Origin of the sequence: Huijunlia imazamoxiresistens (assembly GCF_037132455.1) — a bacterium.
Classification (GTDB): domain Bacteria; phylum Bacteroidota; class Bacteroidia; order Chitinophagales; family Chitinophagaceae; genus Flavisolibacter; species Flavisolibacter imazamoxiresistens.
In genome coordinates this window covers 443,418-460,061 of the sequence record NZ_JBBBEI010000003.1, presented here as the reverse complement: position 1 = coordinate 460,061, position 16,644 = coordinate 443,418, and the positions used below count along the sequence as shown (strand labels likewise).

15 protein-coding genes are annotated in these 16,644 nt (G+C 50.6%); all 15 read left to right on the top strand.

Annotated elements, in window-relative coordinates:
• Positions 1 to 37: 37 nt before the first annotated feature.
• The 15 genes from V9K67_RS05705 (at position 38) to V9K67_RS05635 (ending at position 16,619) form a co-directional block, all read left to right on the top strand.
• The gene (locus V9K67_RS05705; RefSeq protein ID WP_336720693.1) at positions 38 to 1,456 is read left to right on the top strand and encodes an undecaprenyl-phosphate glucose phosphotransferase; all 1,419 of its coding nucleotides are present in this window, start codon (positions 38 to 40) and stop codon (positions 1,454 to 1,456) included.
• A gap of 45 nt (positions 1,457 to 1,501) precedes the next feature.
• Positions 1,502 to 2,938: an MBOAT family O-acyltransferase gene (locus tag V9K67_RS05700; RefSeq protein WP_336720692.1), complete on the top strand. Its 1,437-nt coding sequence runs from the start codon at positions 1,502 to 1,504 to the stop codon at positions 2,936 to 2,938.
• 3 nt (positions 2,939 to 2,941) lie between these two features.
• Positions 2,942 to 3,928: a hypothetical protein gene (locus V9K67_RS05695; RefSeq protein WP_336720691.1), complete on the top strand. Its 987-nt coding sequence runs from the start codon at positions 2,942 to 2,944 to the stop codon at positions 3,926 to 3,928.
• 211 nt (positions 3,929 to 4,139) lie between these two features.
• Positions 4,140 to 4,409, top strand: coding sequence for a PqqD family peptide modification chaperone (locus V9K67_RS05690; protein ID WP_336720690.1), 270 nt, complete (start codon positions 4,140 to 4,142; stop codon positions 4,407 to 4,409).
• Positions 4,410 to 4,456: 47 nt separating this feature from the next.
• Entirely contained in the window at positions 4,457 to 4,639 is a 183-nt protein-coding gene (locus V9K67_RS05685; RefSeq protein ID WP_336720688.1) for a hypothetical protein, read from the top strand.
• A 385-nt stretch (positions 4,640 to 5,024) separates the two neighbouring features.
• Positions 5,025 to 5,933, top strand: a complete 909-nt coding sequence (locus V9K67_RS05680; RefSeq protein WP_336720686.1) for a hypothetical protein — start codon at positions 5,025 to 5,027, stop codon at positions 5,931 to 5,933.
• A 59-nt stretch (positions 5,934 to 5,992) separates the two neighbouring features.
• The gene (locus tag V9K67_RS05675; protein WP_336720684.1) at positions 5,993 to 7,894 is read left to right on the top strand and encodes an asparagine synthetase B family protein; all 1,902 of its coding nucleotides are present in this window, start codon (positions 5,993 to 5,995) and stop codon (positions 7,892 to 7,894) included.
• On the top strand, positions 7,881 to 8,336 hold the full coding sequence (locus tag V9K67_RS05670; RefSeq protein WP_336720683.1) for a lasso peptide biosynthesis B2 protein: 456 nt from the start codon (positions 7,881 to 7,883) through the stop codon (positions 8,334 to 8,336). Before V9K67_RS05675 ends, V9K67_RS05670 begins: the two co-directional genes overlap by 14 nt.
• A gap of 26 nt (positions 8,337 to 8,362) precedes the next feature.
• Entirely contained in the window at positions 8,363 to 8,932 is a 570-nt protein-coding gene (locus V9K67_RS05665; protein ID WP_336720682.1) for a YkgJ family cysteine cluster protein, read from the top strand.
• Positions 8,932 to 10,725: an ABC transporter ATP-binding protein gene (locus V9K67_RS05660; protein ID WP_336720681.1), complete on the top strand. Its 1,794-nt coding sequence runs from the start codon at positions 8,932 to 8,934 to the stop codon at positions 10,723 to 10,725. The genes V9K67_RS05665 and V9K67_RS05660 overlap by 1 nt, the downstream gene beginning before the upstream one ends.
• Positions 10,722 to 11,906 carry a nucleotidyltransferase domain-containing protein gene (locus tag V9K67_RS05655; RefSeq protein ID WP_336720679.1) on the top strand — a complete coding sequence of 395 codons (1,185 nt, stop codon included), beginning with the start codon at positions 10,722 to 10,724 and terminating at the stop codon, positions 11,904 to 11,906. Before V9K67_RS05660 ends, V9K67_RS05655 begins: the two co-directional genes overlap by 4 nt.
• Positions 11,907 to 12,054: 148 nt before the next feature.
• Positions 12,055 to 12,930: a class I SAM-dependent methyltransferase gene (locus V9K67_RS05650; RefSeq protein WP_336720677.1), complete on the top strand. Its 876-nt coding sequence runs from the start codon at positions 12,055 to 12,057 to the stop codon at positions 12,928 to 12,930.
• Between the two features lie 53 nt (positions 12,931 to 12,983).
• Complete coding sequence (gmd, locus tag V9K67_RS05645; RefSeq protein WP_336720676.1) at positions 12,984 to 14,096, top strand: GDP-mannose 4,6-dehydratase; 1,113 nt, start codon at positions 12,984 to 12,986, stop codon at positions 14,094 to 14,096.
• Positions 14,089 to 15,039, top strand: a complete 951-nt coding sequence (fcl, locus tag V9K67_RS05640; protein WP_414696756.1) for a GDP-L-fucose synthase — start codon at positions 14,089 to 14,091, stop codon at positions 15,037 to 15,039. The genes gmd and fcl overlap by 8 nt, the downstream gene beginning before the upstream one ends.
• Before the next feature lie 155 nt (positions 15,040 to 15,194).
• Entirely contained in the window at positions 15,195 to 16,619 is a 1,425-nt protein-coding gene (locus V9K67_RS05635) for an FGGY-family carbohydrate kinase (protein WP_336720675.1), read from the top strand.
• Positions 16,620 to 16,644 lie beyond the last annotated feature (25 nt).

The following is a 16,644-nucleotide window of genomic DNA, read 5'->3' as shown; positions in this document are numbered from 1 at the left end:
GAGTGGAGGCTGCGCCGGTCTTTCTGCCATTTCTTATTTGAATTTTCTAATTCTTATTTACAGTTTTATGAACAATCGCTTAATGCGCCTGTCTCAGTTCGGGGCCCTTGTTCTTGATCTTGCCGCCCTGAATGTCCTGTTCCTGTTGCTACAATACCAGATGCAACGAATAGAGGATGTACTGTACCTGCAATACACCTATTTCCTGATGTTTCTCAGTGTTTCATGGATAGCCGTCAGTTATGCCAGCTACCTTTATCACTTCCGGAACCTGCTTCATTATGAGGGGTTCTGCCGCTGTACCATGAGGGTTTATTTTTTCTGGTTAATGATCGTTTTTCTTTACTTGTTTTTTACCCGTCAGTTCGACCTTTCGCGGCTCTTTATCATTTATTTCCTGACAGGCTATGGGTGTTTGCTGGTCATCAACCGCTTTCTTTATCTGGGATGGCGCCGTGCGCTGCAGCAAAATACCCGGATTGCCCGCAGGGTGGTCATTATCGGGTATAATCCCACCGCCAAAAAGCTAGCGGCATACCTGGAGGCTGAAGGCCAGTATACCGAAGTGGTTGGCTTTTGCGAGGACGAGGAAAATATAAAGGAATTGACCCATTATCCGGTTCTTTCTTCCAAACGTCAGGCAATGGAAACCTCCCTCAAACATGGTGTTCACGAGGTGTATTCGACTATTGCCCCGGAAAAGGATGAAGAAATCTACCGTTTGATGGAAGAGGCGGAAGTAAGCTGCATCCGGTTCCGTATCATACCCGACCTGCAGTCGGTGGTGAACCGGAACTTCCAGGTGGCCTACCTGAACGACATTCCCATTCTGTCGATGCGTAATCCTCATATTGATGATCCCGGCAACATTATTCGTAAGCGGTTCTTTGATGTGGCGGTAAGTGGGATCGTTATTCTGACCATCCTGTCGTGGCTGGTGCCTCTGCTGGCACTGCTGATCAAACTCGAGTCTCGGGGCCCGGTCTTTTTCCGGCAGCAACGGACTGGTAAGAACAACCTGCCCTTCTGGTGCCTGAAGTTCCGAAGCATGAAGGTGAACAAGGACGCCAATTCTCGCCAGGCTACCCGAAACGATGCCCGGCTCACCCGGGTCGGAAAATTCCTGCGCAAGTCAAGTCTGGACGAGTTTCCCCAGTTTATCAACGTGTTCCGGGGCGACATGAGCATCGTAGGACCGCGTCCTCATATGCTGCAGCATACCAATGATTACTCAAAAGTGATCAATGATTATATGGTGCGGCAATTCCTCAAGCCGGGGGTTACAGGTTGGGCGCAGGTAAACGGATATAGGGGCGAGACCCGACAACTGAAACAAATGCAGAAGCGGGTGGAGCACGACCTGTGGTATATGGAAAACTGGAGCTTGTGGCTGGATGTGAAAATTATCTTCCTTACCGTGTTTTCCGTTTTCACCGGCGACAAGAATGCATTTTAAAAAGAAAAAGAACCGGTAGTCATCTATTTCAACCGATAAGAAAGCATGCTTTTTAATTCAACACACTTCGCACTGTTTTTACCAATCATATTTATTCTTTATTGGTCTTTGGCCAATAAAAGCCTGAAGCTGCAAAACCTGTTGCTGCTTGCTGCCAGTTACTTTTTTTATGCCTGCTGGGACTGGCGGTTTTTATTATTGCTGGTATTTTCCACCTTGCTGGACTATTTCACGGGTTTAAAAATGGCTCATGCCCGCAATGAGCCTTGGAAAAAGTTCTGGTTCTGGCTGAGCATTTCGGTGAACCTAGGGTTCCTGGGCGTGTTCAAGTACTTTAACTTTTTTGCCTCCTCACTGGCTGAATTGCTTTCCTTTTCCGGCATCCACCTGGATACCTGGACTTTGAATGTAATACTGCCTGTTGGCATTTCATTTTATACCTTTCATGGGCTTTCCTACGTAATTGATATTTATAAGGGGAGAATAAAAGCAGAAAGGAATTTTACTGATTACTCGCTTTTCGTCAGTTATTTTCCGTTGCTGGTGGCCGGCCCTATAGAACGGGCCACGCATCTGCTGCCGCAAATTCAAAGGCAGCGGACTTTCGACTATGCAAAGGCCGTGGATGGTTTAAAGCAGATCTTATGGGGACTTTTCAAAAAAGTGGTGATTGCAGACCAGTGTGCCGAGTATGCCAACATGATCTTCAATAATTCGGCGGCGTATTCGGGAAGCACCCTGGTGCTGGGAGCCCTTTTATTTACCTTCCAGATCTATGGCGACTTTTCCGGTTATTCCGATATCGCCATGGGAACTTCCCGACTTTTTGGAATAGAATTATTGAGAAATTTCGCCTTCCCTTATTTTTCACGTGATATTGCCGAATTCTGGAGGCGTTGGCACATTTCGCTTTCCACCTGGTTCCGTGATTACCTTTATATTCCGCTGGGCGGCAGTAAGGGCGGCAGTTGGAGGAAGATCAGAAATACCTTCATCATCTTTCTGGTAAGTGGTTTTTGGCATGGGGCTAACTGGACCTTTATCATCTGGGGGCTATTAAATGCTCTGTTCATCATGCCTTCCATCATTTTCAAAACAAACCGCAATAACCTGGATACGGTGGCGCAGGGTAAACTACTGCCCTCGCTGAACGAAACCCTTTCAATAGTGAGCACTTTCGCACTGACGGTTCTGGCATGGATATTTTTCAGGGCCGATAGTGTGGGACATGCCTGGAATTACATTTCCGTTATTTTTTCCGCCTCTGTATTTTCCATTCCCCAGGTTCTTCCAAAGATCACCCTTCTTTTGGTGACCTTGTTTATGGTAGTCGAATGGCTGGGCCGGGAGCAGCAGTATGCCATTGCTCAATTAGGTATCCGCTGGAGCCCGGTATTCCGTTATGGAATGTATTATGCACTGGTTATGGCGATTTTCCTTTTTGGAGGCAAGGAACAGCAATTCATTTATTTTCAATTTTAGGTTATGCAAAAGTTTGCTTTACGGATCTCGGTATTCCTTGTTTCGTTGATAGTGATTTATGTGGCTGCAGCCCTTTTGCTGGTCCGCATCCATAAGGAAAGCGGAAGCGACTATATGTCGGCAATTATTGACAAGCACCGGCTGGTGGACAGTATCAAAACGCCTAAAGTGATTTTTGCCGGCGGCTCTAATATTGCCTTTGGAATTAACAGCGAGGAGATTTCCCGGGGGCTCCAAGTTCCTGTAGTTAACCTGGGGCTGCATGCCGGCTTGGGACTATCCTTTATGTTGAATGAGCTGCAAAGCACCGTCAGAGAAGGGGATATGGTGTTCCTTTCCACGGAGTATTTTTTGGGGTCGGAGGGCAATTATAAACTGAAAAGGCATACGAGTGAATTTTATCCGCAGGCTCAAGAATATTACCAGAGGAGCTTTATTGAAGAATTGAATTTGCACCTGAAGTCCACCCGGGACCGTTGTACCGGTTTTCTTTTTTCCCATGGTCAGGCTCAGGAGGCTCCCTCCCCGGCCGCACAGGGCGGTAATGTATATTCAAGAGCCGCCTTTAATCACTATGGTGATATAACCGCCCCCCTGAATACAACTCCGCTTAACGGCTTAAGGGATAAAAAAGTACTTCAGTACAGGGACTGGGAAGGGATTGGGGAGTTGAACCGGTTTGCTGCGTTTGCCGAAGCACATAACGTCAGGGTGTTTTACCTGTACCCCAATTATCCCAGGGAAGAATACATTAAAAATAAAGAAGCCATTAATAAGCTCGAAAGAGATCTGTCCCACAACTTAAAGATCGGGATCGTAGGCAGCACTGCTGATTTTATTTTTGAGAATGCCGATTTTTACGATACTGTTTACCACCTGAATAGGCTGGGACGGGAAAAGAGAACAAAAAAAATTATTGAACTGATTAAAACACATTCCGTAGTCCGGGCAGGTATTGCGGTCATGAAGACAAAAATGGCGGCTTCCTGACTCTGGTTTTCTGGAGCACCGAAGGAAGATTTCCCTCCATCTAAAATCAAGGCTGTCATTTGTCAGATCTCTTTGATCGGATTACCGGCTGGTGGGTGCGGTGCGGCTTAAAAATGGCTTAAATTATGAATTTAAGTGAAAATAGTTAATGCGATAGGTGAAAACCATGATTAAAAACGTTAATTTTACACTTATAAACTGCTTATGAGATATGTCTGAACTCATTTACAAACGAAATGAAGGTATTCTTGCCAACGAGGTCGGCGGCGAAATGGTGATGATGAGTATTGAAGATGGGAAGTATTTTGGTCTGAATAGAACCGGTTCCTATATCTGGAATTTGCTGGAAGAACCATCAAGTCTTCAAAAGATCTGCGCTAAATTAAGTGACACCTTCCGGATACCCTCAGACCAGACTTTCAAAGAGGTGGCTCCCTTTGTCGAGGAGTTGCTGAAAGAGAAGATTATCATTCCCTGTTAGCCATTACTTTCTTTTTTCACGTTCATTTTTCACCTAAAATTTCAATTATGAAAGTCAACAATCAAAACGCTGCTGAGCGCATTCAGAAAGCTGACGATCTCGCAATGGGATCAAATGTTCCGGTTTGGGAAGCCCCCCAGTTGTATAAAGAAAACTGGATGAATACTCTCAGTGGTAAAGAAGCGAGTGACAAAGAAGCCGGTAAGGCTTTCTGGTATGCTCATTCCTAACCTTTAGGGCTCCTGCTTTAGCAGTGTCCCGGTCAGTTGCCGTATCCGGGCATGTAAGTTCCGGATGACCGGGCCGGGGAGCTAGCTCCCTTCCACATTCGTTTGTTACAGTTCTTGCAAAGGAACATCCTGATTCGGGAACCTGCTAATAGGAACTTCAGTTTAGAATGAAGGCGAGCGGATATAAGCTTTTATTCTAAACTTTTTTAATTTCCCGGTCCCGGCCTCCTGGACCTTAGGAATGCCGGTATCTACAACAACCAAAACAAGTGCAATGACATAAAAATGAGCCTTTAGGATCGTTTTATGTATCTTTGCTGACAACTGCTAAAACATTCATCACTTTAAGATCTGATAGTCGTTATCAGCGTGAGGAAAATGAGAAATGTCGTCTTTCAGCTATTTTACCAATGGAATTTACCTGGATTCCGAAATACCGCTTCCCGAACTTTTACCGGCAATGGGATATCCCCGAGTTGCCATAAAGCTGGGTTCCGTTCCGGATAAGCTTGAGGACCCGGTTTCCTGCAATCCTGTACAGCAGGTTTCTTTGCACCAGTATTTACTTCAGATAGACGGGGTGGCTAAATTCTTTGTCCCCAATAAGAATGAAATTATTGTTCAACCCTATGATGGCGCTGATCCCGACAGCATTCGGCTGTTCCTTCTTTCCACCCTGTTGAGCATAGTTCTCTGCAAGCATGACCTGCTTACCCTTCATGCGGCCAGCCTACGGGTAGAGGGCGGGGCGGTGTTAATAGCGGGACCTTCCACTGCCGGAAAGTCAACCCTTTCTTTTGGCCTGCATCAGAATGGGTATGAACTATTAAATGACGACCTTTCCACCATTTCTTTTGATGAAGGAGGACGGCCATTGGTGTATCCGGGAATTGCCCGGATGAAATTGGCGGAGTATAGCTTGGAGAGTTATGGTTTCAGGGTAGCTGATTTCCGCAGGATCAGTAAGGACGTCGAAAAATACAATTTTCCCATTCAACGGCTGCCAGAAACCCGGCCGGTTCCCATAAAAGCCGTCATTTTCATTTCCTTTCACACGCACCATTCCATAGAAAAAAAGGGCGTGGACGGTCTGGAATTATTTTCCTATTTAAAAGAAAATACGTTTCGCTACGAGCTTGTAAAGGAACTGCGGAAAACAAAGGTGCACTTTGGCCATTTGTCCGCCCTTATGGAGAAAGTGCCCTTTGTGAAGGTAGCCCGGCCGGAGACTGTTGAGCCGAAGGACTTTGCTCATTTTATTAACGAACAGGTCCTTCCGCAGTATGCCTGTTAACGCCCCTTTAATAAGGGTACGAAGCTGATCAATTTTCTGGATTCCTTAAATAAACGTTCGTGAACAGATTCAGCGGGATATTTAACCGAAATGGTGTTCCTGTGGAAGATAGCTTTATTTCCAGCTTATCCCGGCGAACAACCGCAGATGCGCAGGTTTCTGTAAAGACCTTCTTTGCAGAGGCGGTTGCTTTCGCCGCTACAGGGGGGGAAAGAGCGGCCCAGCACTTTTACGAAGATAAGGAGGCAAATGTATCCATCCTGGGCGATATCCGCCTGTATAACCGCGAAGAACTGGGAAGATGCCTGGGTAGGCCCTTTGCTGCTAATAGGACCATCTCCGACTACCAATTAGTGGTAGAAGGGTATAAAAAGTGGGGCGACGATTGTGTGCGGCGACTGATGGGCGATTTTGCTTTTGCGATCTGGAACGGAAAGGAAAAGCGCCTGCTGGCTGCCAGGGACCCTCTGGGCCAGAAGCCGCTTTTCTATTATGCCGGCCCTGACCGTTTCCTGTTTTCCAATCGCATACAAGTCTTATCCGGATATTCATTTGCTGCCGAACGGGACCAATTATGGATAGCCGATTATTTGCAGGGCATTAATTCTTACAAAGACCGCACCCCGTTTAAAAAAATCCTGCGCCTGCTGCCCGGTCACCAAATGGTGGTCTGTAAAGACACGATCCATTATTCAGCTTACTGGAATATAGAGGGCGCAACACCGCCACTGGTTAAGTCGCGGGACGAAGCGGTGGAAGGATTCCGGGCTCTTTTGGAAGAAGCGGTACGTTTGCGGAACTGCCCTTCCGGCAAACTGGGCGTGGAGTTGAGCGGCGGTCTGGATTCCGCCTCCATTGCGGTCCTTGCCCGGCGGATGCAAAAAGCTGGGCAAGGGGAGGTTGTGGCATTTTCCAATGTGCTGCCCCCGGCCTATAAAAATTACTATCAGAATTTTTCCGACGAATGGGATAAGGCGGCGAATGTGTGCCGGTATTCAGGCATCCAAAGGCACTATAGTGTGGATCGCCTCCCCTTCGAGCCGGAGAAAATGCTTCAGAATACCCTGGATATAATAGGATACCCGACTAACTTTTTCTTTACCGTGTTCCAAAGCGGCTTATACGCGAAAGCACAGCAGGAAGGGGTAAAAACGGTGTTATCTGGCTTTGGCGGGGATGAACTGTTAAGCCAGAATGCTTTTCCCCGCTACCAGTACACCCTAATGCAGGAAGGACGGATCTTCCGCCTGATCCACATGCACCGGCAGTATTCAGGTAAATCATGGTCCGGGGCTGCGTTTAAAGGGAGTTTGCAGTATGCAAAGTTTTTACTTCGGAAGGAAAAAAAGGCGTTTGACGCTATTTTAGAGCGAAAATGGGCAGGTGTCATTTTAAGGGATGAGCTTTGTGCGGATCTTCAATTGAAAGACCTGTTCTTTCAAAAGGGCCATTTTCCTCCGGGGCAATCGTTGAGAGAAAGGTCCCTGTATGGTTTGAATAACGGCTGCCTAACCGAAAGGATCGAATCGGGCAACCTGGTGACATCCGCTTATGGATTACAGTACAATTATCCGCTGTTCCATATACCCTTGATAGAATATTATTTCCATCTTCCCGACGAATGGAAAGTGGGGGATGGCAGCAACCGCTGGTTTTTCCGTCAAGCAGTAAAAGACATTTTGCCTCCTGATATTTTGCACCAGCAGAAGTCCACCGAAACAGGCACCATCCCTTTTTATGGAGTGGAATCCAGTACACATTTTAATCAATTAAAAGACTTGTGTTTGTCCCGGAACAACGGCCACGAAATATTCGAATATATTGACCGCAAAAAGGTGGAGCGGCTGACGGCTGGAATAGAAGACACGGAGATGCTGTGGTTCGACAATCTGCAAAGTGTGGCTATGATGAGTATGTTCCTGGAAAAAACGCGGAATTGTTTTTTTTATGAAAATGCATAAAGCAGTCAAATTTTGGAGAGGTTCCTTCCGGTTTAAGATACTTTTACTGGAAGCCTTTTTCTGGCTTCTGGCATCCAAGCTGATGGTCCGGTTCGTTCCGTTAAAGGCCATCGCTCAACGAATGGGAACGTTGAACGGTGAACGACGGGAAGTTTTATCCGGCCCGGAAAAAGAAAAGTCCGGGATGGTACAATTGGCGGTCAATACGGTCTGCTCCAATGTACCCTGGAAAAGCGTTTGTCTGGACCAGGCGCTGGCCTGTATGTTTATGCTGAAGCGCCGGAAAATACCCTACAGCTTGTGTCTCGGGACCATAAAGAACGAAACCCGGAAAGCCCTCGACGCCCACGCTTGGGTACTGTGCGGCACCGAAATCATTATGGGAGGTACCCGCAGTAAGAAATATGCCCTAGTGGCGTATTTTTCCAGGACCTTCCTTTAAACCAAAACTTAATTAAATATTCTGTAATGAATTCACTGGATCAGAATCTATGCACGAGCTGTGGCATGTGTTGTAACGGCACTTTGTTCAGCCATGCCTTTTTGGATATGGATAAGGGAGAGCCTGATGAAACGGGGTTCCAGTTCCGTGTTTTTAACCTCAACGACCAGCAAAAGGCCTTCCGGCTGCCGTGCTGTTACCTGCAGGACAAAACCTGCACTATTTACCAGGACCGGCCCTACTCGGTTTGTGCTGCCTTCAAATGTACCCTTCTGCGCTGGGTGGAAAGCGATGCCATATCCTTTGAAGCAGCCCTGGAGATAACAACGGAAACGATCCGGCAAAAAGAGCAGGTGGAAAGTGAGCTCACGCTGCACTTTCCCGATCTTCCAGGAGGTTCTTTTTTTGAAAAGGTATCAGCGTTCAAAGGGCTTCATGAAGATGCTGCCGACCCCGTAGCTTTCCGGCAAAAATACGGACAGCTCCTGTTGAAGGTCATCGCCCTTTCCAAGCGGTTCCAGGACTTTTATTCCGGAAAGCCCAAGAAGCCGGCACATCCCTCCACCTTGGCTCATAAATCGTTATTCGCTACCTGATGTTGTACTATGTTATCCGGCAGAAATCACGGGTGAAAGACTTTTTTACCATTACGGCCCGTGGTTTTGGCCTGATGTGGCATTCTGCCCGAAAGTTGACAGTTATCAACCTGGTGATCAATGCGCTGCAGGCGGTACTACCCCTGCTGTCGCTGCTCATTTTAAAGCATTTTATTGAGGGACTGCTGGCATTCAAAGGGCTTTCCTGGGAGCGGTCCGGCTCCAGCATCCTGCTGTTCTTCGGCGTGCAGGCCGCCTCGCTGCTGGTTACAGAATTATCCTCCTATTTCCTCGACCAGCATCAGCAGGTTATTTCCGACGATATGTCCCGCAAGGTTTTGCACAAGGCCGTTGCCTTGGACCTGGAGTATTTTGAGGATCCGGATTTCTACAACGAATTGTATATGGTGCAGCAGCAGTCGCGGTACCGGCCTGCTGAACTGATCACTTCGTTGCAGGGATTCATTCAAAGTACCATAACGATCATTCTGTTTTCCGGGTTCCTATTTTCGGTTCACTGGTCCATACCGCTGCTGCTGGTGGTACTGAGCATTCCCTTGGCGGTTATCCGGCTAATGCAGGGGTACCAGCAATTCCTGCTGAAAAAGAACTGCGCCTCGCTAGAAAGAAGGGCCTCTGACCTGTTCGACTACCTTACGAGTTACGAATACGCCAAGGAAGTCCGGATATTTCATTACGGCTCCTTTTTCATTCACCGCTTTTCCTCGATCCGAAAGGCCATCTTCCGTAAAGGCAAACGGCTGCAGGGCCGCTTCCTTCGTTTTACGGTCCTCATCCAGTTTTTCGAGATCGGCGTCGTCATGCTCATTTACGGTATCATCCTGAATAAAACTGTGGTGACCGCCGTTTCTATCGGAGGACTGGTGGTGTACCTGACTTCCTTCCAGCGCTTGCAAGGGGCCATTGGAACGTTTTACCAGTCTTGTATTCACCTTTTTCAGCAGCACTTATACCTGCAGCAGGTGCTCGATTACCTGGCCATAAAACCTCGAGTCAAAAGCAGGGACGTGGAGCGCCCCATGCCTTCTTTATCCGGAGGGATACAGGTGACAGACCTTTCGTTTACCTACCCGCAAACCAACCGTCAGGTGCTGAAGGATATCAATATGCATTTTCCTGTCGGCAAAATCGTGGCCATTGTGGGAGAAAACGGTTCGGGTAAATCAACGCTGGTAAAGCTGCTATGCCGCCTGTATGATGTGCCCCAGGACACAGTATTCCTTGGGGATACGGACATTACCTGCATTGCTCAGGATGATATACGACGCAACATAACGGCGCTCTTTCAGGATTTTGGCAAATATTACCTTTCCGTTCGGGAAAACATTGCACTGGGCACTAATAGGTGGGATGAGCTGCGTATGGAAGACGCATCCCAAAAATCAGGCTTCGGCCAATACCTCAATTCTTTTCCTCTAGGCCTTGATACGCAGTTGGGACGAACCTTTAAGAAAGGAGAACAGTTAAGTGGCGGCCAGTGGCAGAAGCTGGCTCTGAGCCGGGCCCTTTATAAAAAGAGTCCCATCCTGATCTTGGATGAGCCAACCAGCGCCCTGGACCCGGTATCCGAATACGAGGTGCTGCACAACCTCAAACAAGAAGGGGCCCCTAACCGCGTGATCATCCTCATCTCGCACCGCTTGTACAACCTGAAAGCAGCCGACTATATTTACGTGCTGGACAATGGAACGATAGCCGAAAGCGGCACTTTTGACGACTTGCTTGCCCGCAAAGGTTTGTTTTTCCATACGTATAAAACCCAGATGATATGATTCCCGTTGAAGACATAAAGAAACGGTTCGGCACGGAGACCGGCCTGGTCATCCTGGTGCTGCGGATCTACTTCCGGAAAGAAACACCCCAGGCTCTGGCAGCTTACCTGCAGGGCGGGACCATAAACTGGGACTTCTTTTGCCAGCTGATTTTCGAATACGAGATCCGGCCCGTCATCTATAAGGTTTTGTCAGCGCACCAGGCAGGGGTGGATCCTGATACCCTGGCCCGGCTTCGGCAGGATTGCTTCCAGCTTGCCGCCGCCAGCCTGGAAAAAGCTAAGGAAATCTTGCGTCTGCAGACGCTGCTCCGCGGTCAGGGCATCACTTCCGTTCCTTATAAAGGCGCTTTTTTAAGCCGGTTCCTGTTTGGCGATTTCATTACCCGGGAAACCCGGGATATTGATTTTTTGATTTATCCTTCCGATACTATAAAGGTTACCCGGCTGTTGCTGGCAGAAGGTTACCGGACGGATTTCTATTATGACGAACAGGACGAAGACTATATCGTAAAGGTCTCCTGTGAGCGGTCGTTTTATAAAACAGACCAACAGGGGAGGCTGACCAGCGTCGAAATTCATTGGCAGTTGCTGCCGCCTTCCTTTGACGTACCGCTCCAAAATGCCGAACTGCTGCAGCACTTGGAGGTCGAGCAGGTGTATGGCAAGGAAGTAAACCTGTTGAATACCTCCTTTAATTTTCTGTCCCTGATTACCCACCATGGTGTCAACGATGTTTGGCGAACCCTGAAGCATGTCGTGGATCTGGGCACCTTCGTGGAACATAAGGCTGATTCCATCGACTGGGAGTGGGTTAGGAAAAAAACGGGGCAGTTGAAAATCAAAAAGGCCCTGGAAACGGGCTTTTACTTGGCCGATGACTTGTTGGGTATAGATCCCCCTCCCGGCTATAAGCTGCATAGGGGTAAAGACGGCGGACGGGTCCTGGAAAATTTGCTGGCATATCCCATGCTGACGAAATTAAAATATTCCTGGAAGCATTTTTCGCAGCATCTGGCGCTGCGTGACAACAGGATGCACCAGCTGAAACTGGTCGTGAATAGCCTGAAATTGCTTTTTATGCCTACAGCCAACGATTTAAAATCGCTACGGCTGCCTTCGGCTCTGTTCTTTTTGTATTACTTCATAAAGCCGTTCCGCCTCTTGCAGGACCGCCTGTGAATGAAACCGTTCCGAAAAGGCAGATAGCGGTATTGCAAGTGACCATGCGATGGAACCTTATTCGTGTTTGTCCCTATTCATCAATACTTGTTAACGAACATGATATAGGTAGGTATATTACCTGCCCTCACCCATAAACAACTGCGATATGCTGAACAAGATCAAAGAGTACTTAGTACCCGGCGCCGCCATTTATGACGTCGGTAATTATTTATTCTGCCCAATCGAAAATGCCAGCGAAGGCCTGGTGGCCAACGCTTATTATTTCAGCCACCCCGCCTGGGCGGAGGAATACCTGACCTATTGCCATAGGAGTGAAGAATTTAAAAGCAGGTGGGAAGCGGCCATTGGCAACTGGGACAATAAAGTGGTGCTGGACATCGGTTGCGGTCCCGGCAACCTGCTGGCTACCCTCGGCGGAAAACCCAAAGTGATTATCGGCGTGGATGTGGCCGAAGGCTCCCTGAAGCTGGCTAAAGAACTCGGCTATGTGCCCCTGCTGGCCGATGCGACCAACCTGCCCTTCGTTTCCGGCTTTGCCGATATCGTTACCCTCAACGCCACCCTGCACCATTGCGACGATATGGAAGCCATCCTCAAAGAAGCGGCCCGCCTCGTAAAACCCAACGGCGGGATCCTGGTCACCGATCACGACCCGCAAAAAAGCGCCTGGAATTTCAAAGGCGTTGGAAAGCTGATGTGGAACGGCCGGTTGATTCTTTACCGGATGATGCAAAAAGGCTTTCACAAAGGAGGCGGCCAGCAGGAGTGGGGCCTTAAATGCGAGATCCACCACCGGGCCGGTGATGGGGTAACCCGGGACCTGTTCCACAATGTGCTGCAAAAGGATACCTTTGATGTCGCTATTTACCCGCACAACCATACCGTCGGAAAAGAGGTGTTGCAGGGCGTGAAAGGAAAGGCGGAATTCAAATACCGCCTGGGCAACCTGCTGTCAGGAAGAAACCCTTCCTCCGACGCCAGCGCTTTATCGCTGATGTGCGTGGCCCGGCGAAAAAACTGATGTAGACACTTTACCTTGCTTTTTTATAAGACTAAACTGAAATTTTACACGTAATGAAAAGAGCTTTAATTACCGGCGTTACCGGCCAGGACGGCGCCTATTTATCCGAACTGCTGTTGGAAAAAGGATACGAGGTGCACGGCATCAAGAGACGCTCGTCCCTGTTCAATACCGACCGCATCGATCACCTCTACCAGGACCCCCACGAAAAGAACGTCCGCTTCAAGCTGCACTACGGCGACCTGACCGATTCCACCAACCTGATCCGGATCATCCAGGAGGTGCAGCCCGATGAGATCTACAACCTCGGCGCCATGTCGCACGTAAAGGTGAGCTTCGATACCCCGGAATATACCGCCAACGTCGACGGCCTGGGCACCCTGCGCATCCTGGAAGCGGTACGCATCCTGGGACTGACCGAAAAAACAAAGATCTACCAGGCCTCCACCTCCGAGCTCTACGGGCTGGTGCAGGAGATCCCCCAGTCGGAAAAAACCCCTTTCTACCCGCGCTCCCCCTATGCCGTGGCCAAAATGTACGGCTACTGGATCACCGTGAACTACCGCGAAGCCTATAATATGTTTGCCTGTAACGGCATCCTGTTCAACCACGAATCGCCCCTGCGCGGCGAAACCTTCGTGACCCGCAAGATCACCCGCGGCGCCGCCCGCATCGCCATGGGCCTGCAGGATATGGTGTACCTGGGCAACCTCGACGCCAAACGCGACTGGGGCCATGCCAAGGACTACGTGGAAGCCATGTGGCTGATCCTCCAACAGGACACCGCCGAGGATTACGTGATCGCCACCGGCATCACCACCACCGTACGCGATTTTGTCCGCATGGCCTTTGAAGAGCTGGGCATCGAGCTTTCCTTCGAAGGCGAAGGCCTGCAGGAAATCGGCCGCGTCGTACGCTGCTCTAACCCTGAATTCCAGCTGGAAACAGGAAAAGTGGCGATCGCCGTGGATCCCAACTACTTCCGTCCCACCGAGGTGGAGCTGCTGATCGGCGACCCCACCAAGGCCATGACGCAGCTGGGATGGCAGCCTAAATTCGACCTGCCGGCCCTGGTGAAGGACATGGTGCGGGCCGACCTGGAGCTGTTCCAGCGGGATGCCTACCTGATGCAAGCCGGCCATAAAGTGCTGAATTACCATGAATAACAAGCACCTTTCCATGAATAAAGACGCGAAAATCTATATTGCCGGCCACCGGGGCATGGTCGGATCGGCTATTGTGCGCCGCCTGCAGGAACAGGGATACGGCAACCTGGTGTGCCGCACCTCCCGGGAGCTGGACCTGCGCGATGCCGCCGCCGTACAGGCCTTCTTTGAGGCGGAACGGCCGGAATACGTATTCCTGGCCGCCGCCAAAGTGGGCGGCATCCTGGCCAACAACACCTACCGGGCCGAATTCCTGTACGACAACCTGATGATCCAGAGCAACGTGATCCACCAGAGCCACCGTTCCGGTGTTCGGAAGCTGCTGTTCCTGGGATCGTCCTGCATCTACCCGAAGCTCGCTCCCCAGCCGCTCCGGGAGGACAGCCTGCTGACCGGCGAGCTGGAACCCACCAACGAACCTTATGCCATCGCCAAGATCGCCGGCATCAAGATGTGCGATGCCTACCGCGACCAGTACGGCTGCAACTTTATTTCCGTGATGCCGACCAACCTGTATGGTCCTAATGACAATTATGACCTGGCGAACTCGCACGTGCTGCCGGCCCTGTTGCGCAAGATGCACGAGGCGAAGGAAGCCAACCAGCCGACGGTAACGGTCTGGGGCACGGGCAAACCGTTGCGCGAATTCCTGCATGCCGATGACCTGGCCGATGCCTGCCTGTTCCTGATGGACCGCTACCATGAAAAAGGCCTGGTGAACATCGGGGTGGGAGCGGATATTTCCATCCGGGACCTGGCATACCTGATCAAAGAGATCGTGGGCTACGGGGGCGAAATTGTTTTCGATTCCTCAAAACCCGACGGTACCCCCCGCAAGCTGATGGACGTTTCCAAAATCAACGCCCTGGGGTGGACCGCTACAATCGACCTGCGGCAGGGCATCGCTTCCATATACGAAGCGCAATTTGCCCCTGTTGGGTAAGGCGACCCATCGCTCCATTTTTTATTAGGATAAAGAGGCTGTCTCCACGTTAGCGTGGGGCAGCCTCTTTTTTTTGCCTGCCCCGGAAAGGTGCTTCCTTCCCCCGAAAAGGAGGAGCGTTATTTGTGATAGCTTCCGCAGCAAATTCCTGTGGTATGGGCACCGACGTAATCGCCATCTTCGATTTGGTGCGGCTGGACAAGCAGTTCCTGCTGTTTGACAAGGAGTACCAGGTGGTGTATTCCCGCTCGTACCCCGGCGCCCGCACCACCGACGAAGACGGCGACGAATGCGAGGACCTGCAGCAGCTGTCCTCCTGGGTCCGCAATACCTTTGACGAGGCCCTCCGGGACCCTTCCTTTTCGATCCAGGCCGTCAATTTCGCGGCTTACGGGGCCAGCTTCGTGCACCTCGACGCCGCCGGCAGCCCGGTCGGTCCCCTCTACTCGTATTTAAAGCCGTATCCCGAAGAGCTGCTGGACCGGTTTTACCAACAAAACGGCGGCCGGGATGCCCTTGCCCTGGAAACGGCCTCGCCCCCGCTGGGCATGCTCAATTCGGGCCTGCAGCTGTACTGGCTGAAATACCGCAGGCCACGGCAGTTTGCTTTCGTAAAACGCTCCCTGCACCTGCCCCAATATATCAGTTACCTCATCACCGGCCGCCGGTTTTCGGAGATCACTTCCATCGGCTGCCATACCGACCTGTGGAATTTTCGCGAGAACGCCTACCACCGTTGGGTAACCGAAGAAGGGCTCGACCGCTTGTTTGCCCCGATCACGCCCAGCAACGCCTACGTCCGCCTGTCCGGGGGCAGCCGCCTGGTGGCCGGCGTCGGCATGCACGACAGCTCCGCCGCCCTGGTGCCCTACCTGCTGAACGAGGAAAAGCCCTTCCTGCTGCTGTCCACCGGCACCTGGAGCATCGCCTTCAATGCCTTCAGCAAAGAACTGCTGACGCTGGAAGACCTCCAAAAGGATTGTTTGTACTACCTCAACTTTTTGGGCAAGCCCGTAAAAGCCTGCCGCCTGTTCCTGGGCAATGAGCTCCACCACCAGGTAAAAAAGATCGCCGCGCACTTTCACAAGGAAGGCGACTACCACCTGCAGGTGCTTTTCGACAAGGAGCTGGTAAAAAAGCTGCTGCGGGAACGGGATCCCCGCAAGCAATTTATCCCCGAAACCATGGACATTTCCGGCCTGCTGCCGCGGCTGCGGAAACGGCCGGTGCAGCTGGAGCTGTTTGCCTCCTTCGAGGAGGCCTACCACCAGCTGCACCTCGACCTGGTGGCCCTGCAGGCGCTGTCGCTGCAGGTCGTGATGGGGAAGACCCCGGTGGAAACCCTCTATATTTCGGGCAGCTTTTGCGACAATCCCCTCTTTGTAAAACTGGTCGCCAGCCGGTTTCCCCGCCTGCGGGTATATACCTCCGTCATCAGCCGGGCCTCCGCCCTGGGCGCCGCCGCGGTGGTACACCTGCACTGGAACGGCGACCAGCCCTTTCCTGGCACGGGCAAAACAAAGCGGCACGAACCGGAAGAAGACCTCGATATGGAAGGATATAGGTTGCAGCAAGCCTGAAACTTTTTAGCGCGCCGGAACCATT